This is a genomic window from Morganella sp. BCCO 40_0007 (assembly GCF_032989665.1).
Lineage (GTDB): Bacteria > Pseudomonadota > Gammaproteobacteria > Enterobacterales > Enterobacteriaceae > Morganella > Morganella sibonii.
In genome coordinates this window covers 140,467-160,063 of sequence record NZ_JAVBIN010000009.1, presented here as the reverse complement: position 1 = coordinate 160,063, position 19,597 = coordinate 140,467, and the positions used below count along the sequence as shown (strand labels likewise).

14 protein-coding genes and 1 riboswitch are annotated in these 19,597 nt (G+C 51.6%); of the genes, 5 read left to right on the top strand and 9 right to left on the bottom strand.

The features are described from left to right. Window positions 1–2 precede the first annotated feature (2 nt). The 6 genes from ptrA to R5268_RS12510 are packed head-to-tail and all read right to left on the bottom strand — an operon-like array spanning window position 3 to window position 8,165. Window positions 3–2,894, bottom strand: a complete 2,892-nt coding sequence (gene ptrA / locus R5268_RS12535) for a pitrilysin (protein ID WP_410795835.1) — start codon at window positions 2,892–2,894, stop codon at window positions 3–5. Further along, window positions 2,878–6,279, bottom strand: a complete 3,402-nt coding sequence (gene recC / locus R5268_RS12530; RefSeq protein WP_317419416.1) for an exodeoxyribonuclease V subunit gamma — start codon at window positions 6,277–6,279, stop codon at window positions 2,878–2,880. The genes ptrA and recC overlap by 17 nt, the downstream gene beginning before the upstream one ends. 10 nt (window positions 6,280–6,289) lie before the next feature. Further along, window positions 6,290–6,622: a prepilin-type N-terminal cleavage/methylation domain-containing protein gene (locus R5268_RS12525; RefSeq protein WP_317419417.1), complete on the bottom strand. Its 333-nt coding sequence runs from the start codon at window positions 6,620–6,622 to the stop codon at window positions 6,290–6,292. Continuing rightward, window positions 6,615–7,055: a YgdB family protein gene (locus R5268_RS12520; RefSeq protein ID WP_317419472.1), complete on the bottom strand. Its 441-nt coding sequence runs from the start codon at window positions 7,053–7,055 to the stop codon at window positions 6,615–6,617. Before R5268_RS12520 ends, R5268_RS12525 begins: the two co-directional genes overlap by 8 nt. A gap of 49 nt (window positions 7,056–7,104) precedes the next feature. Continuing rightward, entirely contained in the window at window positions 7,105–7,692 is a 588-nt protein-coding gene (locus R5268_RS12515; RefSeq protein ID WP_317419418.1) for a prepilin peptidase-dependent protein, read from the bottom strand. Then, window positions 7,686–8,165, bottom strand: coding sequence for a prepilin-type N-terminal cleavage/methylation domain-containing protein (locus R5268_RS12510; RefSeq protein ID WP_317419419.1), 480 nt, complete (start codon window positions 8,163–8,165; stop codon window positions 7,686–7,688). Before R5268_RS12510 ends, R5268_RS12515 begins: the two co-directional genes overlap by 7 nt. Window positions 8,166–8,667: 502 nt before the next feature. Here R5268_RS12510 and thyA point away from each other — a divergent pair. Next, the gene (gene thyA / locus R5268_RS12505; protein WP_317419420.1) at window positions 8,668–9,603 is read left to right on the top strand and encodes a thymidylate synthase; all 936 of its coding nucleotides are present in this window, start codon (window positions 8,668–8,670) and stop codon (window positions 9,601–9,603) included. An 83-nt stretch (window positions 9,604–9,686) separates the two neighbouring features. Here thyA and lgt read toward each other — a convergent pair whose 3' ends face one another. From lgt to rppH, 3 genes are all read right to left on the bottom strand, one after another. Continuing rightward, window positions 9,687–10,583, bottom strand: a complete 897-nt coding sequence (lgt, locus tag R5268_RS12500) for a prolipoprotein diacylglyceryl transferase (protein WP_052926342.1) — start codon at window positions 10,581–10,583, stop codon at window positions 9,687–9,689. A 108-nt stretch (window positions 10,584–10,691) separates the two neighbouring features. Continuing rightward, window positions 10,692–12,938 (bottom strand): phosphoenolpyruvate--protein phosphotransferase, encoded by a 2,247-nt coding sequence (gene ptsP / locus R5268_RS12495; protein WP_107680169.1) that lies wholly within the window; start codon window positions 12,936–12,938, stop codon window positions 10,692–10,694. A gap of 9 nt (window positions 12,939–12,947) precedes the next feature. Then, window positions 12,948–13,481 carry an RNA pyrophosphohydrolase gene (gene rppH, locus R5268_RS12490; RefSeq protein WP_015422452.1) on the bottom strand — a complete coding sequence of 178 codons (534 nt, stop codon included), beginning with the start codon at window positions 13,479–13,481 and terminating at the stop codon, window positions 12,948–12,950. Window positions 13,482–13,661: 180 nt separating this feature from the next. Then, window positions 13,662–13,770: riboswitch (TPP riboswitch) on the top strand. Between the two features lie 81 nt (window positions 13,771–13,851). Between rppH and thiB the strand changes: the two genes are divergently transcribed. From thiB to R5268_RS12470, 4 genes are read left to right on the top strand one after another with little or no spacing between them, the layout of a single operon-like run. Further along, window positions 13,852–14,850 carry a thiamine ABC transporter substrate binding subunit gene (thiB, locus tag R5268_RS12485; protein WP_410795836.1) on the top strand — a complete coding sequence of 333 codons (999 nt, stop codon included), beginning with the start codon at window positions 13,852–13,854 and terminating at the stop codon, window positions 14,848–14,850. Beyond that, on the top strand, window positions 14,826–16,436 hold the full coding sequence (thiP, locus tag R5268_RS12480) for a thiamine/thiamine pyrophosphate ABC transporter permease ThiP (protein ID WP_218455012.1): 1,611 nt from the start codon (window positions 14,826–14,828) through the stop codon (window positions 16,434–16,436). The genes thiB and thiP overlap by 25 nt, the downstream gene beginning before the upstream one ends. Next, window positions 16,433–17,143 carry a thiamine ABC transporter ATP-binding protein ThiQ gene (gene thiQ, locus R5268_RS12475; protein ID WP_107680171.1) on the top strand — a complete coding sequence of 237 codons (711 nt, stop codon included), beginning with the start codon at window positions 16,433–16,435 and terminating at the stop codon, window positions 17,141–17,143. Before thiP ends, thiQ begins: the two co-directional genes overlap by 4 nt. A gap of 59 nt (window positions 17,144–17,202) precedes the next feature. Beyond that, the gene (locus R5268_RS12470; protein ID WP_317419423.1) at window positions 17,203–19,578 is read left to right on the top strand and encodes a DNA polymerase II; all 2,376 of its coding nucleotides are present in this window, start codon (window positions 17,203–17,205) and stop codon (window positions 19,576–19,578) included. The last annotated feature ends 19 nt before the right edge of the window (window positions 19,579–19,597 follow it).

Genomic DNA, 19,597 nt, shown 5'->3' with positions numbered 1-19,597 from the left:
CCTTACCGTATTTCTTCTTTGACAGGTAACAGCGACTGGAACGCCGTTACAGACGGATATGTGGTCCATCCGGCCGGTTTTGCGTAATCATCCGCTTTGCCGCCGGTTCCGGTCACCTGAGAGTAAAGTGCCAGACCATTTTTCGACATCACCGCGTTCTCATAGAAGGTCACCACATCCTGTTTGGTCATTTTTTTCACCGCAGCGATGGCTTGCTCACGGGTATTGAAATCAAAGTAATTATTTTTGAAATCAAATGAATAACGGGATGCTTCTTCCTCAAAGGTTTCCGGCGGCTGTGTCATTTCAGTCAGAAGCGCATTACGGTATTTATCGAATTCTGCATTATCCAGGGCTTTCAGGCGTTTCTCCGCATTAATATAAAAATCATCAAAGCGCTGTGACAGATACGCCGGGTTCTTTTCATTGCTTTGCAGCAGGAAACCGATCCCCCACTGGCGGCCGAAATTCGGGTTAAATGCAAACAGGGCATAGCCCAGCTGCTCCTGTGTCCGCAGCTGATCATAGAACCACGGATGCAGAATTTTCGACAGCACAGACGAGAATGCCGCGCCATCCGTCCGTGAATACCCGGTCGGAATAAAGATATTTGCCAGCGCGTTATCGGTACTGTTGGCTTTTTCGTCGAAGTTTGGTTTCAGGGCTTTATCAATCACATAGTAATCCCCCACCCACCATTCCGTCCCCTGAGAGCCAAGCTGCGCCTGAGCTTTCGATGCAATCTGCTCTGCCTGAGGTGCCGTCAGATTACCGAACACAAACATCTGGAGAGCTCCTTCACGGATAAGACGGTCACGGAACTGTGTGATGTCGCTTTCCGTAATAGTATCCAGTGCGGCGAGGCGCTCTTTATCCTCAAAATACGGCACCGCTTTCAGGCGGCTGAACGGACGCATTGCCATCTCATACGCTTTGCCGTTATCCGATACCGCGACCTGCTCACGATACCAGGATTTCGCCTGTGCCACCTCAGATGCGGTCGGGGTAAAGGACTGATATTCAGTCACCGCCGTGGTCAGTAATTCCGGCAGATGCTGGGAATAGCCGCTGACGCTGATATTCAGTCCGTCACCCTCACTGATGCTGATCCCCATTCCTGCCACACCGGCCTGATAGCTGAGCTGATTCAGTCTCAGCTCACTGACATAACTGAGCAGCGAACTGGTCACAAAATCTTTGGCTGTTCTGCCGGTATTCCGGTTACGCAGTTCCAGCGCAATAATGGCTTTCGGTTCGTCAGCAAAATAACGGCTCGGCATATAGAACAGACGCAGTTTTGCCGAATCGGTCAGTTGTACCGGTTTAGTCTGTTCCTGCTGCTTAATCAGATCAAAATTATCCGGAATAAACGGGTTCAGTGCCGGCAGAGAGAAACGGAAATCACCTTCAGATTTGCGCCATTTATCCAGCTGCGCGGCAGTCACCGCATCCACCTGATAAGGGGCATCAACAAAATAGGCTTTTTTGTTGCTTGGTTCCTGCGGGCTGGTATACCAGACGCGGGCTTTTTCCGGTGTTAAATCCGCAAGGCGGGCTTTGATCGCAGCCGGATCCCAGTCATCGGCAAGATAACCGGCGTTCAGGATATTTTTTACCGGATAATCCATCATGGTGTTTGCCAGTGATTCAACATAGTTCATATCACGGACAACCGAGTTGTAACGGAACGCCAGCATATTTACACGGGCAATTTCATCAAAGTAATCTTTATTAATCCCTTTTTCTTTAATCAGGTTCAGGTATGCAAAAACAGCAGCGGTAATCTCATCCCGTTTTGCCATACCCTCATCGGTCAGCGATACAGAGATAATAAACACGCCCTGGTTACGCGCCAGTGAAGAAGATGCCGATGCACTGACATTCTCCGCCAGCCCGTTTGAGATCAGCCAGTTCGCCAGAGTGCCTTCACTGCGGCTTCCCAGAAGATACGCAATGTAGGTATCTGTCTGCTTGCGGAAATCTTTGCTGTTGTTGTCGATAACAAACTCAAAATCCAGTGATTTCTGCGGTTGTGCCGGGACATAGTGAATAATTTTCTGCTGTTCGGCTGCCGTGATCAGCGGTACGGTGATCACCGGAATTGCCGCATGACGATCCGGAATCGTACCGAACGTATCATTTGCCAGCTGAGCCAGCTCTTCCGCAGACTCCGGTCCGTAGATCACCGCTTTCATCAGGTTGGATGAATAGTATGTATTGTAAAATTTCAGCAGCTCTTCATGCAGGATACTGCCGGGTTTATCCCTCAGCGTTTCCAGGTTTCCGCCGGAAAAACGGGAGATCGGATGTGCCGGGTTCCAGGTTTCTGCCCGTACCTGATACATGCGGTGCCCGTCGCGGGAACGCGCCATGGTCAGTTCAGCGTTGACCGCGTTACGTTCTTTATCGGCATTCACCGGGTCCAGCAGCGGCTCTGCCAGCGCATCCGCCAGCCGCTCTGTTGCACCTTTCAGGGCATTATTTTCAACTTCAAAATAGAAGTCGGTATAGTTGGAACCGGTGCTGGCGTTATGGCTTCCGCCGTGCTTCGCCAGATAGTCACTGAAGTTCCCGGGTTCCGGGAAGCGTTTCGAGCCCATCAGCACCATATGCTCCAGATAGTGCGCAAGGCCTGCCTGGCTCTCCGGCTCATCCATACTGCCGATAGCCAGACTGACCGCCGCCGCTGATTTACGGGCGGTTTTATCTGAAATCAGCAGAACCGTCATATTATTTTTCAGGGTGATCGCCTGATACTGACGCGGATCGTTGGCGCTTTTCTCAATCTCTCCGGGCAGAACCTGCCAGTTATTCTGAGCAAGTGCATTAGCACCGGTAAAAAAGAAAAGCAGCGTAAAAATAAACTGCACTAGTTGTTTAGGCATCAGCCTCATTCTCCCTGTTTTTCTGATGTTGAAACATCGGCAAAAAGAGTTGTTGTGAAAATTGCTTTATTGCGTCCATAAGTGTTTCATCAAAATGGCGGAATGCACGGACAACATAATCGTCCTCCGCCTCGCCGGTAAACTGGTATCCCCCCTGCAATGTCTGCAGCAGCAGTAAACCGGCTTTATGTTGGAGTCCCTCATCATCAGAGAGTTCACCGGTGTTTTCATCCGCCAGTGTGGTCAGCCATGCCCAGCCGCTTTTAACAAAGATTGGCAGCGGCTCATTCAGCCCGCGGACAAACACATCCAGCAGCGGGCGCAGATAATCCCGGGCCTGCTCCTTCGTCAGCGGTTCAAAGATCCACACCGTATCTCCCCGCCCGTACATCCGGCTGTATTGCTGCCGTCCGCTCAGGCTGTAAGTCAGGTGTTCAATCCACAAACGCAGGCCGTCCGCCGCGGTCAGTGCTGCCGGGCGCCAGCGGAGTAATCCGTTTTCCTGAACACCCGCCAGTTGCCCGCCGTAAGTATAAGGCCCGATAACATCATGAAATGACTCAGTATCAGACGCCATCCGCGCATTGCGGATTTTCTCCGCCAGAACATCCATTTCCTGTAATTGTTCTTCCCAGTAAACCTGTGCAAACGCCCCGGCCGGCAGTTCCCCCGCCGCCTTCAGCAGCCGGAAGACCTTCTCTTCCGGCTCACCGTCCACCAGCGTATCAAGCAGCCTGGTATTAAATCCGTAACGCTGTAAATTATCGACACTGAACGGCTCTTCCTCCGGCAGTGCCACATCTTCAATCTCAAAATGCACATTCAGACGCTGCTGAAAAAATGCCCTGACCGGATGCCGGTAAAAGCGCAGTAACTGATCAACCGTGATGCCGGTCACCACTTCTGACTGAACAGGGACATTAAACGCGCCCTGCGCTTCCCCCTGCCGCAATGCAGCCGGTAACCACTGTGGTGCAAAACTCTGAAACTCAGCACCTTCTCTGTAGTTGTCTGCTGCAAACGGTACACGGGTGTGCCGGACAATCAGATGATTTTCCAGTGATTTCCGGCTGGTATCCAGATCGGTAAAGCGATCTTTTTCCAGACAGAAGCTGAGCCCTGCATATTCCAGCAATTCACTGACCAGCACTGACGGGTTCCGCTCTTCGTTATCTCTGATAGATCGGCCGATATAGCTGATATATAAATATTCTTTTGCTGACCCCAGCGCTTCGAGGAAAAGATAGCGGTCATCATCGCGGCGTTTACGATCACCCCGGCGGCTTTTTTCTGCCATCAGGTCAAATCCCAGCGGCGGAATTGTTCTCGGATAGACACCGTCATTCATACCCAGCAGACAAATCACCTTAAACGGAACAGAACGCATCGGCATCAGTGTGCAGAAATTGACAGCGCCGGATAAAAAACGCTGGCTGATTTTTTCGTCATCCAGCCGCAGAGAGAGTTCATCGCGGATCAGTGAAAGCGGGACATCCCCGTCATAACAGGCTTTAACGCCTTGTTCCAGCACCTGCTGCCACTGCTGAAGTACCATACTGAGTACCGGTTCGGTATCCGGTGTCGTCATAAAAAATGCGGATAACAACTCAGAGCCGGTTTCACGCCACTGTGCCGGTGTACGCTGTTCACTCAGTTTTTTCTGCCACTGCCGTAAAGTATCAATAAATGCAGCCAGCTGCCCGACCCGGTCCGCCGACATACCGGAAACTTCATCATAAGGCAGTATCCCGCGCCAGGTACCTTGATCCTCTGCCATTGCATAGCCCAGCAGCATGCGCTCCAGTCCGAATTTCCAGGTATTCTGGCCAAAAACCGGCAGTGAGAAAGATTCGATATTTTGATCATCCAGCCCCCAGCGGACACCAGATCCGCTGACCCAGCGGCGCAGAAGCGGCAGGTCGCTCTCATCCAGCCCGAACTGCTGTGCCACTGCCGGGACTTCCAGCAAACTGAGAACATGTTCTGAAGTGAAACGGCTCTGCGGTAATTCCAGTAAAGTCAGCACCGCCTGTAATACCGGATGTGCCTGCCGGGCTTTGCGGTCTGAAATCGCAAACGGAAGATAACGGTTTTCGTTACCCTGCCCGAAAACCGCCTGAATATAGGGGGAATAACTGTCGATATCCGCCACCATGACAATAATATCGCGGGGAGTCAGTGACGGGTCGTTTTCCAGCAGATTCAGTAAATAGTCCTGCAGAATCTCCACTTCCCGCTGCGGGCTGTGGCAGGAGTGAAATGTCAGGGAACGGTCATTATCCGCAATCACCCGCCGCCCTTCGCTGGTGGCAAATTCCTCTTTGTTTTTTCCCACCACACTGCCGTCTTCCAGGTTCAGGATATCCTGCTGGACAGCGGACAGCAGTGTATCTGCCGGGCGATCGACAAAGGCTTTAATAGCATGGATTTCTTCAATATCTTCCAGAAAAAACAGGTTATCCCGCCCGGGACGTCCCCATGACGCCAGCAGCGGGTTACCGGTATTCTGCTCTCCGTCAGCCTCAAAATCGAACAGTGACGGTGCATCCTCATCCGATTTAAACCAGCTGACGGCTTTTTTATCCCAATAGCTTTGCGGCTTGCGTGCCAGCATACGCCGGAGTGCTGACGGGCTCTGTAAATCGCCCCAGTAATACTGGCAGGGATTGGTAAACATCAGATGGATATGGGTATGCTGTCCGAGCGCCCGCAACGCCTGAAGATAGACCGGCGGTAACGCAGAGATACCGCAGATAAACAGGCGTGGCGGCAGATTGGCAACCACCGCCGGGTCACCTTCATTGAGTACGTCAATAAAACGCTGATAAAGATTGGCACGATGCCATTCCGGCTGACCCAGGCTGCGGGTCAGAGTCTGGAGATCCCGCCACAGGCATTTCTGCCAGGACTGATTCTGACTCAGCCCGTCAATCAGCTCATTATTTTCCCACGCAGTCAGCCAGTCCGGCCTGTAGACAAGATACTGGTCAAATAAATCCGCAATACGACCGGACAACTGATGCAGCTTGCGTTTATCGCCGTCATCATCAAGGTAATGGCGCAGCGGGGCAAAATCCGGATCATCAAGACGCTGCGGAAGCAGTGACATCAGTTTCCAGGTCATCGCTCCTTTACTGAAAGCACTTTCTTTCGGAATACCCGGCAAGACGCGGGTAAACATATCCCAGATAAACGTTGCGGGCAGCGGAAACGTAATATTTGCGGCAATCCCCAGTTTTTCCGCCAGACTGATTTGCAGCCACTGAGACATGCCGGGGCTTTGCACCAGCACGGTTTCAGGGCAAAAAGGATCATTGATTTTATCATTATCAATAATATGGCATATCAGGTCTTTCAGCAGATCCAGATCATTGGAGTGATAAACCGTAAACATTGTCCTGTCCTTACATACATTGCCATCTTCCGGCGGTTAACCGGCGCTCTCCCGGGGAGACCAGCCCGATAGTAACGGAAATACAGCCCGGTGACACATTTTCCTGCTCACTTTCCCATTTCTGGCGGGGAGACAAGTGTGCCTGCATCATCTGCCGTAATGCCCCGGGAACGGTGGTAAAACGCATCATCTGATGCAGATGACGTACCGTACTGACATCCGTGTACTGCCTGTGTTTTCCGCTGTGCAGGAGCTGATAATAGCGTAATAATCCGGTAATCAGAATTGCAAAGATAAAGGCACAAAGCATCACTTCCGGTAACGACATTCCGCGCTCATTCATTATTTTCTCCTGTATCCCTGTGCCGGTGACAACCGGGTTTTAAATCCGGCGGGCAAAAATCACTCCAGCCCTGCGGCAGAGCCGTTAATATCATTCTGTCGCCTTCTTCCCCGGCGCTGACCAACTGATAATGCGTGATATTTTGTGCAAACCGGGAAGAAAACCGGCTGCCCTGCAATAACAGCTTATTTGCTCTCAGCCGCCGCAAACAACTTTTCAGCGCCGGGTCCGGTGCTGTCCGGCAGTAAAATGGTATTTCATTCAATGTTTTCCGCGACCAGTCCTGCGTCAGTCCCCACTCCAGAGCAGACGCCGCACCGGCATCCGCACGGTAAAATTCAGTTTCATCCTGACTGTTACGCCACTCTGTCTGATAAAAGCGATGCAGAACCGATAACATCATCAGTGAAACCCCCAGCAGCAGCATTATCATCAGCAGCAACGTATTTCCCGCTGAGCTATCCGCTTTTTCCCTGCAGGGATTACAGGTGGTAATTCGGCATAACAATCAGGCTTTCTCCGGTTCGCTGTATTAAGGGCATATCCAGTCCGGTAAGTGTCAGGGTTAAGTGCAGACCATTTTTTCCGTACAATGTCACCGGTGTGACCAAAAACCGGGAAACAGCCACATAGCGGTTATCGGTGACTTTTTCCCAGCCGGATTCCCGGCAACTGAGGGCATTACGTGTCCATTCAATTGCCTGTTTATTCAGACGGTAGCCAAAATGCTCCCCGGTTTTCCGGACATTACGTTCCCAGCGGCCATTATGATTGAGATCGTAAGCAACTATAATGCAGCTGCTCCTGGTCTCGCCCGGCTTCGCCGCAATCTGCAGCGGATTGCCCTGACAATGCCCCCGGCAGAAGGCTGTCCTCCGGAGATCTTTTTCCAGCCTCAGAAGCGTTTCACGCATAATGGTATCCAGCTTATATTGCCGGTATGTGTTCAGTACATCCTGCCCCAGAGCCGGAAAAAACCGGGCTGCCGTGACCAGGATAATCGTACTGACAGCCATCGCCGCCAGCATTTCAAATAACAGGAATCCCTGCTCCCGTATTTTATTCAGCATGACGGCACACCTGATAGCCGCCCCGGCGTACACAACCGGATACGGCCGGGAGCCGAGATAATCAGTTTTATCTGTCCCTGTGGATTTTCCAGCACAAAACCGGCGGCAGAGGCGGTATGCCGGGTTCCCCAGAACTGCACCATATCCGTGGTGCCGGAAACAATACGAACGCCCTGTGCAGGAATGAACGCTTCTGTATCACTATCGCACTGCGCTGCGGATACCTGATGACAGGCCCGGCTTTTCTCACCGAAAATAACGGCTATTTTCCGGGTTTCATTCAGATACGTTGCTTTCAGCTTATGGCTGCTGAGATACTGATGAAACAATGCTGCTGTTTCTGTCAGATAACGCCGTTCTCTGTAGCTTTCCCATGACATATGAACAAATGAAACTGGTAATGCCATAATAAATAAAACAATAATGACTTCCATCAGCGATATCCCCCGCTCTTTTCGCATGTGTTTCTGCATGTGGTTATCCGTTTCCGTTCTCTGCTGAAAAAATAACGCGTTTACCACTTCCGCAAAGGCAGAACCTGAAAATATGCGATACAACAGGAAAAAATATCTGCATGGCACTGCAAATACACATCCGTTCTTCCTGTTATGCGGAAAAAAATCATCTTCCTGAAAAAAAGTCTGGCGTGAAAAAAACGAAGACGCTAAAAAGAGCAGATATCACCGCTCTTTAACAATCCGGATATTACCCAATATAAAAACCGATCACCGGCACTGTATTTAAAACAGCTCATTCTCAGTGCCGGTGATTCGGGAATTATTATTAATTTCGAAACCATTTAATATAAATAATAAATTATTAGAAAATAAAATTAATATACATATGCCATTAATTAAATTAACAAAAAGAATAAAATCTATTTTGACAAAATCAAAGAAACATTATTTTATATGAAATGAATAAAAACAATGCTATAATATTAAGATCATATACTGCGTCAACAGGAAAACAAAAGTGGAACAATATTTAGACATTGCAAAGCGGATTCTGGAGGAAGGGAAATGGATTGAAAATAAGCGGACAGGTAAAAGATGTCTGACAATTATTAATGCCGATTTCACTTACCACGTTGACAAGAATGAGTTCCCGCTGGTAACCACCCGCAAAGCATTCTGGAAAGCCGCTATTGCGGAAATGCTGGGTTACTTACGCGGATATGACAATGCCTCACAGTTCAGAGACATCGGGTGTAATACCTGGAATGCCAACGCAAATGAAAACGCCGACTGGCTGGCAAACCCGAACCGTAAAGGTGAGGATGATATGGGCCGTGTTTATGGTGTTCAGGGACGTCAGCTGAAAATATCCCCGACAGACACACAGTATGATTTATTATTATCATTAAGTGATGCCGGAGATAAAGAAGGTGTTAATAACCTGATTAATGAACTGAGAAAAAATACCTTCGATCAACTCCGTAAAGTATATAATAATTTAAAAAAAGGAATTGATGACCGCGGTGAAATTATCTCCTTCTGGAATCCGGGTGAATTTGATCAGGGTTGTCTGAGACCATGTATGTTTATGCATCACTTCTCAGTTCTTGACGGAACATTATATTTAAACAGTTATCAGAGAAGTTGTGATTATGCACTGGGTTATGTTTTCAATGCACCGCAATGTTATTTCCTGCTTGCGATTATGGCTCAGATAACCGGACTGAAATGCGGTAAGGTTTATCACAAAGTGGTTAATCTGCATTTATATGAAGATCAATTAGAATTAATGCGTGATGTACAAATTGCACGTAAACCATTTGCATCACCGAAACTTCATATTAATCCTGAGATTAAAACACTGGATGATCTGATGACATGGGTTACCACCGATGACTTTACGGTGACAGATTACCAGCACCACGATCCGATTAAATATCCGTTCTCTGTCTGAGAAACCATTAAACAGCTGCGCATAAAAAAACTGCATCAGTTACGATGCAGTTTTTTGTTACTCACTAAATACTAAAATCGGTTCTATTCCGGTGTATTCTGTTTTCCGGTATCAGTCTGCTTCTTATGCCCCGGACATTTATATGCCCATACCATCATCAGCACCCCCACAATAATCATCGGTACAGACAGAATCTGTCCCATACTGATCCCGCTGAATAAACCAAGCTGGGCATCCGGCTGGCGGAAGAATTCCACAATAATACGGAACAGACCGTAACCGATCAGGAACAGTCCGGACACGCTGCCCATCGGCCGGGATTTACGGACAAACACATTCAGAATGATAAAGAGGACAATCCCCTCAAGCAGCATTTCATACAGTTGCGACGGGTGTCTCGGCAACACACCATACTGCTCGAGTACCGGCATCAGAGAAGGGTCAGCCGCAGCCAGTTTCACATCTTCGCTGTAAGAGGTCGGGAACAGAATGGCCCATGGCGTATCGAGTGTTACACGCCCCCACAATTCGCCGTTAATAAAGTTACCGATACGCCCCATACCAAGGCCAAACGGAATAAGTGGTGCCACAAAGTCAGCTACCTGTAAGAAATGGCGCTTCGTGCGGCGGGCAAACCACCACATTGCGATAATAACGCCCATCAGACCGCCGTGGAATGACATACCGCCGTCCCAGACTTTCAGCAGATACAGCGGGTTTTCCGCAAACAGCGGGAAGTTATAAAACAGAACATAACCGATACGGCCGCCCAGGAAAACCCCGACAAATCCGGCATATAACAGTGTTTCAACTTCACTGCGTTTCCAGCCGCTGCCCGGTTTATCTGCCCGCCGGTTGGCCAGCCACATGGCAAACACAAACCCGACAAGATACATCAGCCCGTACCAGCGTAACGCCACCGGCCCCACAGAAAAAATAACAGGATCAAAATCCGGAAATGCCAGATAAGTGTTACTCATCGTACCTCACACTGTGTGTTGTATCCGGCCGCAGGCGCTGCTCTGCCCGCCGCAGACCGGGATATATGACTGTAAGGACGAAACCGACTCATTACGCAGGATGTGCGGTTAAGCACTGCCGCGGATAAGCTGTTCCAGTCCCTTGCTCTCAATAAACAGTTCCGCTTTTTCACGGATCTCAGCCGCTGTCTGTGCATCCAGCAATGATGCCATCAGCGGCTCCAGCGCTGCGGCATCCAGATGCCGCAACAGATACTTAATACGCGGGATACTCCGCCCGTTCATACTCAGCCGGCGATATCCTAAACCAATAAGGATCATTGCACCTAACGGATTTGCTGCCATTTCCCCGCAGACAGAGACCGGAATTCCCAGCCGTGTGGTTTCTGTCCGGACAAAATGCAGCATACGCAATACCGCCGGATGGAGCGAGTCATAGAGTGGCGCAACATGCGTATTATTCCGGTCAACCGCCAGCAGATACTGCGTTAAATCATTCGTGCCGACAGAAATAAAATCAATATACTGTTTCAGTTCCGGCAGCATGAATAACAATGACGGTACTTCCAGCATCACACCCACCGGCGGACGTTTCACCGTTTCCCCGGTCAGTGCCGAGACTTCCTCACAGGCGCGGTCAAGCAGGCGGATAGCCTCTTCAACCTCAGCGAGCCCGGAAATCATCGGGAATAATATCTTCAGATTATTCAGCCCGATATTAGCCCGCAGCATAGCACGCAGCTGGATAAGAAAAATCTCCGGCTGATCCAGCATCACACGGATACCGCGCCAGCCCAGACACGGGTTTTCCTCACTGATAGGCATGTACGGCAGTTGTTTATCCGCACCGATATCCAGTGTCCGCAATACAACCGGCTTCCCGGCAAAGAGTTGCAGCATATCCTGATAACGGATTTTCTGCTCTTCTTCTGACGGAAAACCATTATGCACCAGAAACGGTATTTCCGTGCGGTACAGGCCAATACCGTCAATACTTTTGACGATTTTCTGCTCATATTTCAGACTGAGCCCGGCATTCAGCTGAACAGAGATCCGTTCACCGCTTTTCAGTGCGGCGGAACGGCTGAGTTCATCCTCAGCCAGTTGGCTGATAACCTGCTCCTGTTCAATAATCTGACGGAATTCCTGGGCTATCAGCGGCTCCGGTTCGATATACACCACGCCCCGGTAACCATCGAGGATCAACAGGCGGTTGTGCAGCAGTTCCGGCTGAATATCCGCACCCATGATAACCGGAATTCCCATTGCCCTGACCAGAATAGCGGAATGAGAATGTGTTGCCCCGTCACGCACCACCACACCGGCAAGCTGTTCCTGCGGCAGTTCCGCCAGCAGGCTGGCACTCAGTTCATCGGCCACCAGCACAAAACGTTCCGGCCACTGGTTGCTGCCGGTAAAATTATCATCCAGATGGAACAACAGCCGCTGACCGAGCGCACGCAAATCCGCGGCCCGCTCCCGCATATAGCTGTCCTGGAGCCCGGCAAACCGGGCCGCAAATTGTTCAATGACCGTTTTAACGGCCCATTCCGCCACAAAGCCCTGCTCCACCATACTGTACAACCCCTTTTTCAGTTGCAGGTCGTTCAGCAGATGGGAGTAGAGATCGAAAATAGCTGCACTCTCTTTTTGTGATGCGGCATTAAAACGCTTGCTGATACGACGGCACTCCGCCGTGGCATCCTCCAGCGCTTTATTCAGGCGGGCACGTTCCTGTACGCGATCCAGCGCCGATGCCTCCGAAACATGTTCCAGCACAGGCTGCGAGCGATCTTCCCAGCCATAGGCCATCACAATCCCGGAGGAAACCGGGATTGCCTGTATCCGTGTCTGACGGAACTGCCCGAACAGTCCTTTGGTCTGAGCCTGCGCCAGCAGCACCGCCAGCTGCATCGCCAGGGTGACAATAAAGGATTCTTCCGTTTCACTGAACAGGCGCTTTTCTCTCTGCTGAACCACCAGCACGCCCAGTAACTGACGGCGGTAAACCACCGGCACACCGAGAAACGCGCGCAGATTGTCTTCTTTTACCTGAGGGAGATATTTAAAACCGGGGTGTTCGCGGACATCCGCAATATTGATAAGCTCGGCGCGGCGGCCGACATGACCGACGACGCCTTCGCCGAAAGCAAGACTGACAGCACGGCCGCGGGGCTTTTTCAGCCCCTGCGTTGCCATCAGATAAAAACATTGATGCTGGTTATCTGCCAGGTAGATAGAACAGACATCTGTTCCCATCGCCTGACAGGTTTCTTTAACCAGAAGCTCCAGCGCTTCCGCGAGATCAGCGGCGGCAGCCACTTTTTCAATCACTTCACGTAAACGCGTCAGCATCCGTTCCCCCTAATTCTGGCGCCGGCGACGATAGGGAAACGGTGCCCGGACAGCCGTCGCTTCGCTGTTGGCAGGCATCACAACGGAAGAAAACTCTTTCATCACGCGGCGGTACACATCGCGTTTGAAAGAGACCACCTGACGAACAGGATACCAGTAGGTGACCCAGCGCCAGCCGTCAAATTCCGGCGACTTACTGCGGGTCACATTGACCTCTTTGTCCTCGCAGAGCAGCTGCAGTAAAAACCAGCGCTGCTTCTGGCCGATACAAACCGGTTTGGTATCCCAACGCACCAAACGTTTGGGTAATTTGTAGCGCAGCCAGTTGCGGGTTACCGCCAGGATACGCACATCTTTACGCGTTAAACCAACTTCCTCATACAACTCACGGTACATGGCCTGTTCCGGTGACTCGCCGGGATTAATACCTCCCTGAGGAAACTGCCACGAGTGCTGTCCGTAGCGGCGGGCCCATAAAACCTGGCCTTCCTTATTACAAATTACAATCCCGACATTCGGGCGGTAGCCATCATCATCAATCACTCGACTACCTCAGAAAAAAACTGAAAGATAGCCAATTGTTTCACACTCCCATCATGGGGTAAACCTCTGCACTCAAAATCCTTCAGCCCGCCGCATTTCCGGCTCTGACGGATGAAAAGCAACATACGGTATTAACGGTTGCGGGCGGTGGCAAATTCCCGGGAAAAACACTACACTATTCCTCTCTCAACGGGGTGCAGCAACGGCTTTCCGGCCGGTGTTGCTGAGATAACACCCGAGGAACCTGATCCGGTTAATACCGGCGTAGGGATTTGAGCCGCCACTGCTGACAGCACAGTCTGTTACCATCACGCTGCACTCAGATCCTTTGCCAATCCTTCTCTTACAGGAGCGCAAAGTGTTACATAAACTGACCAGACACATTATTGCAGGCGGTCTTGCCGCACTGTTCTCTTTCCAGGCGGCGGCAGATAACAGCAAGCCGGTTCTGACTATCTATACCTATGACTCATTTGTGGCTGAATGGGGACCGGGGCCGGAAATTAAGAAAAACTTTGAGGCACAATGCAACTGCGAACTGAAACTCGTGGGTCTGAGTGACGGCGTGACACTGCTGAACCGTCTGCGGATGGAAGGTAAAAAATCACAGGCAGATATCATCTTAGGGCTGGATAACAACCTGATGCAGGCCGCACTGGATACCGGTCTGTTTAAAGAAAGCAATGTCGATCAGTCAAAACTGGTGCTGCCGGTCAAATGGGAAAGCGAAACCTTTATTCCTTATGACTACGGCTGGTTTGCTTTTATCTACAACAAAGACACGCTGCCTAACCCGCCGAAAAGCATGAAAGAGCTGCTTAACAGCGATCAGAAGCTGACCATTATTTATCAGGACCCGCGCACCAGCACACCGGGGCTGGGATTACTGCTGTGGATGGAAAAACTCTACGGGGATGATGTGGCAGCGCAGTGGGCTAAAATGGCGAAAAAAACCCTGACCGTCACCAAAGGCTGGAGTGAATCTTACGGTCTGTTCCTGAAAGGGGAAGCGGATCTGGTGCTGAGCTACACCTCATCGCCGGGTTATCACATGCTGGCTGATAACAAAGATAACTATGCTGCCGCACTGTTTGAGGAAGGGCATTACCTTCAGGTGGAAATGGCCGGTGTACTGGCCTCCTCAAAACACCCGGCACTGGCGGAGCAGTTTATGCAGTTTATGCTGACCCCGGATTTCCAGAAAACCCTGCCGGCCACCAACTGGATGTATCCTGTGATTGATATGCCGCTGCCGCCGGTTTACGACAAAATGCCGAAACCGGCCAAAACGCTGGAATTTGACGCCAAAGAAGTGGCGAAAGAGCGCAATCAGTGGATACGGATATGGCAAAACGCAGTCAGTCGCTGATTGGCGCATATCTGATACCGGGCGCACTGGCGTCCGGTCTCCTGCTGGTTGTTGCTGTCAGTGCCTTCGGGGCGCTGTGGTTTAATACACCGGATACAGACTGGCAGCAGATTTGGGATGACAGCTATCTGTGGCATGTTGTCCGCTTTACCTTTTGGCAGGCTTTTTTATCCGCTCTGTTTTCTGTTATTCCGGCTGTTTTTCTGGCCCGGGCACTCTGGCGCCGCCGTTTTCCGGGGCGGGGCGTTTTTCTGCGGCTGTGTGCGATGACACTGGTGCTGCCCGTACTGGTGGCTGTATTCGGTATTTTATCGGTTTACGGACGTAACGGCTGGCTGGCACATATTTCCGGTTTTCTGGATCTGGATTATTCCTTCTCCCCGTACGGGTTACAAGGCATTCTGCTGGCGCATATCTTCTTTAATATGCCGCTTGCCACCCGGATGCTGTATCAGCAGCTCGATAATATAGCCACGGAGCAGAGACAGCTCGCCGCTCAGCTCAATATGAATGAATGGCAGCATTTCCGGATTGTGGAATGGCCTTATCTGCGGCGTCAGTTACTACCGACCGCCGCGCTGATTTTTATGCTCTGTTTTGCCAGTTTTGCCACGGTGCTCGCACTCGGCGGCGGTCCCGCAGCAACGACCATTGAACTGGCCATTTATCAGGCACTGAATTATGACTTTGATATCGGACGTGCTGCGCTGCTGGCACTGATCCAGCTGGTGTGCTGTATCGGGCTGGTGCTCGTCAGCCAGCGTTTGTCCGGCCATTTTTCTGTCGGCTTTACCCAATCGCTGCAATGGCGCAATCCGCAGGATACACCGCTGCGTAAATTATCTGACGGCCTGATTATCCTCTGTGCCCTGCTGTTTCTGCTGCCGCCGTTTTTTGCCATCATTGCTGATGGTCTGAATCCGGGATTATTGCCGGTATTGCAGCAACCGGCACTGTGGCGGGCATTTTTCACCTCACTCGGTATTGCGCTGGCCTCGGGATTTATCTGTGTGCTGCTCACCATGATGCTGCTGTGGAGCAGCCGTGAATTACGGCTGCGGCAGGCAGTCAGAGCCGGACAGGCTATGGAACTCTCCGGGCTGGTGATCCTCGCGATGCCGGGAATTGTGCTGGCCACCGGCTTTTTCCTGCTGCTCAACAGTACAACCGGCACCACAGATTTGGGGGCTCTCCCTTACGGGCTGGTTATTCTGACCAATGCACTGATGGCTGTTCCTTATGCACTGAAAGTACTGGATAACCCGATGCGCGACCTGGCTGAGCGCTATAATCCGCTTTGTCTCTCTCTGAATATCGCCGGATTTAACCGGCTGAAACTGATTGAACTGCGGGCGCTGCGTAACCCGCTGGCACAAGCTGTTGCCTTTGCCAGCGTGCTGTCTGTCGGGGATTTTGGTGTGATAGCCCTGTTCGGTAATGAAGATTTCCGCACACTGCCGTTCTATCTTTATCAGCAGATCGGCGCTTACCGCAATGCGGATGCCGCAGTCACCGCACTGATACTGTTTTTACTCTGTTTCGGGCTGTTTACCATTCTGGAACGTCTGCCGGGGAAACGCCCATGATTTATTTTGATCATATTCATTACCGCTATCAGCAACAGACAATGAATTTTGATTTCTCAGTTACTGCCGGAGAGAAAATTGCCATCCTAGGCCCGAGCGGGGCAGGTAAAAGTACACTGCTGTCACTGATTGCCGGCTTTCAGTTTGCCGAAAGCGGCACTATCCGGCTCAATGGCGAAGATCACACCCGGACACCGCCCGCCAGGCGTCCGGTATCTATGCTGTTTCAGGAAAATAATCTGTTTGCTCACCTGACCGCAGAGCAGAATATCGCTCTCGGTTTTCATCCCGGAATGAAACTGAATGCGGCGCAGAAAGTACAGCTGGAACACATCGCTGAACAGGTTTCACTGACACCACTGCTCCGGCGTCTGCCGTCACAGCTTTCCGGCGGCCAGCGTCAGCGGGTGGCGCTGGCACGGTGCCTGGTGCGCTCCCAACCGGTTTTACTGCTGGATGAGCCCTTTTCCGCACTGGATCCGGCTCTGCGCAATGAAATGCTGGCACTGCTGGAAACCATCTGTGAAGAACGGCAACTGACGCTGATGATGGTATCCCACAATACCGATGACGCAGCCAGAATTGCCCCCCGTGCAATGGTCGTGGATAACGGTACCATTGCGTTTGACGGCAGTACCGCCGCACTGGTCAGCGGTAACGTTCCGCAGGCACAAATCCTCGGTATCCGCCCGCAAATCGCACCTTAAATACTGTATATATCCACACCACTCTGCTATAGTTATTTTTTTCAGCGGAACGGACAACAATGATGGCAGGGCACAACAGTTTCCCCTCCCGTCAGGTGGCAGCACCGGCGGAAGCCGGTTTTATTCTGACCCGTCACTGGTCTGATACCCCGCGCGGAATTGCGGTCAGTTACTGGCTGGCGACGGATAACGGGCCGCGGCATGTCTCTGTTCCGCTGCAACAGGCTGTCGGGTTTGTCCCGCACCGGGAACTGGCGGAAAGCCGCCCGCTGATTAATAACATCCCCGGCGCCACACTGGCAGCGCGTCCGCTGCGCGATTTTCATCAGGATGATGTCAGCGCCGTTTACTGTCGTCAGTACCGCCAGTTACAACAGCTGGAAAAACAACTCGGCGAACAGCATCTCCGCCTTTATGAAGCGGATATCCGCCCCTGTGAACGCTACCTGATGGAGCGCTTTATCACCGCTGCTGTCTGGGTACAGCCGCAGGCGGATGGCCATGTTCTGATGAAGCCGCATCCGGATTACCGCCCGCCGCTGAAAATCGTGTCTCTGGATATTGAAACCACTGAATTCGGTGATCTTTACTCGATCGGGCTCTCCGGTTGCGGAGCCGACACGGTTTTTATGCTCGGCCCGGAAAACGGCACACCACTGACCAATCCGGATTTCACGCTGGAATATGTCCCGCGCCGCCCGGATCTGCTTCACCGCCTGAATCAGTGGCTGGCAGAGCATGATCCGGACATGATAATCGGCTGGAGCCTGATCCAGTTTGATCTGCGCATTTTGCAGCGCCATGCAGAGAAGTATCAGATCCCGCTGATTTTCGGCCGTAACAACGCTCCGCTCTCCTGGCGGGAGCATGGTTTCAAACCCGGACAATTTTTTGCCGGAGCGCCCGGCCGGCTGATTATTGACGGCATCGATGCGCTGAAAGCAGCCACCTGGCAGTTTCCGTCCTTCAGCCTGGAAGCGGTATCTCAGGCGCTGCTCGGTGAGGGCAAAGACAGTGATTCCCCGTATGACCGCATGGATGAGATCAACCGCCGTTTCCGCGAAGATAAACCGGCACTGGCGCGCTATAACTTACAGGACTGCCGTCTGGTCACCAGGATTTTTGAGCACACCCATCTGACAGAATTCCTGCTGGCACGGGCAGCGGTAACCGGCCTGGCACCGGATCGCATGGGAGGATCTGTCGCGGCCTTCACTCATCTTTATCTGCCGCCGATGCACCGTAAAGGCTATGTCGCACCTGATCCCGGCGAAAAACCCGGAGAACCGATTCCGGGCGGTTTTGTGATGGATTCAGCCCCGGGATTATATGACTCCGTGGTGGTACTGGATTTCAAAAGCCTGTATCCCTCCATTATCCGTACCTTTCTGATTGATCCGGTTGGTATGATCGAAGGTCTTTCCGCGCCGGAACAGGCGGTTCCGGGGTTTAAAGGCGCGTATTTTTCGCGGGAAATAAATTGTCTGCCGGATATCGTCAACCGCATCTGGCATGAGCGGGATATGGCGAAACTGGCCGGGGACAAACCGCTGTCACAGGCACTGAAAATCATTATGAATGCCTTTTGCGGTGTACTGGGGGCTGCAGGATGCCGTTTTTATGATCCGCGCCTGACGTCCTCCGTCACCATGCGCGGGCACGATATCATGCGCAAAACCCGCACCATTATTGAATCCCTGGGTTATCAGGTCATTTACGGCGATACGGATTCCACCTTTGTCTGGCTGAAAAGCGCTCACACTGAAGCGGATGCGCAACGTATCGGGCGCTGGCTGGTAGAAGAGATCAACCAATGGTGGCAGACGCATTTACAGGATGAATACGGGCTGGCCTCAGCTCTGGAAATCGAGTACGAAACCCATTACCGCCGTTTTCTGATGCCGACGATCCGCGGAACAGACCTCGGCAGCAAAAAACGGTATGCAGGGCTTTCCGGGGATAAAATAGTTTTTCGCGGGCTGGAAACGGTCCGCAGTGACTGGACACCACTGGCACAGCATTTCCAGCAAACCCTGTACCGGCTGATTTTCGATAAAATGCCGTATCAGCAATTTATCCGCGATTATGTCCGTGACACACTCGCCGGGCGTTATGACGACCGGCTGGTTTACCGCAAACGCCTGCGCCGCCCGCTGGCGGATTATCAGCGTAATGTGCCGCCTCATGTCAAAGCAGCCAGGATGGCGGACGAGTATAATGTCCGCATGAACCGTCCTCCGCAGTATCAGCGCGGGGCCGGGATAAGCTATATCATTACCCGCGCCGGACCGCAGCCGCTGGAGATTCTGACAGCACCACCGGACTATGAGCATTACATTAATAAACAGCTGATGCCGATTGCCGATGCCATTCTGCCCTTCCTGGAGGATGACTTCACCACATTGCTGACCGGGCAATTATTGATGCCGTTTTAATTTTGCCATTTTACAGGTG

Bases quoted from the DNA above. Each gene is read 5' to 3' on its own strand.
- ptrA (WP_410795835.1), bottom strand. From the start codon at position 2,894: ATGAGGCTGATGCCTAAACAACTAGTGCAGTTTATTTTTACGCTGCTT.
- recC (WP_317419416.1), bottom strand. From the start codon at position 6,279: ATGTTTACGGTTTATCACTCCAATGATCTGGATCTGCTGAAAGACCTG.
- R5268_RS12525 (WP_317419417.1), bottom strand. From the start codon at position 6,622: ATGAATGAGCGCGGAATGTCGTTACCGGAAGTGATGCTTTGTGCCTTT.
- R5268_RS12520 (WP_317419472.1), bottom strand. From the start codon at position 7,055: ATGATAATGCTGCTGCTGGGGGTTTCACTGATGATGTTATCGGTTCTG.
- R5268_RS12515 (WP_317419418.1), bottom strand. From the start codon at position 7,692: ATGCTGAATAAAATACGGGAGCAGGGATTCCTGTTATTTGAAATGCTG.
- R5268_RS12510 (WP_317419419.1), bottom strand. From the start codon at position 8,165: ATGCAGAAACACATGCGAAAAGAGCGGGGGATATCGCTGATGGAAGTC.
- lgt (WP_052926342.1), bottom strand. From the start codon at position 10,583: ATGAGTAACACTTATCTGGCATTTCCGGATTTTGATCCTGTTATTTTT.
- ptsP (WP_107680169.1), bottom strand. From the start codon at position 12,938: ATGCTGACGCGTTTACGTGAAGTGATTGAAAAAGTGGCTGCCGCCGCT.
- thiP (WP_218455012.1), top strand. From the start codon at position 14,826: ATGGCAAAACGCAGTCAGTCGCTGATTGGCGCATATCTGATACCGGGC.
- thiQ (WP_107680171.1), top strand. From the start codon at position 16,433: ATGATTTATTTTGATCATATTCATTACCGCTATCAGCAACAGACAATG.
- R5268_RS12470 (WP_317419423.1), top strand. From the start codon at position 17,203: ATGATGGCAGGGCACAACAGTTTCCCCTCCCGTCAGGTGGCAGCACCG.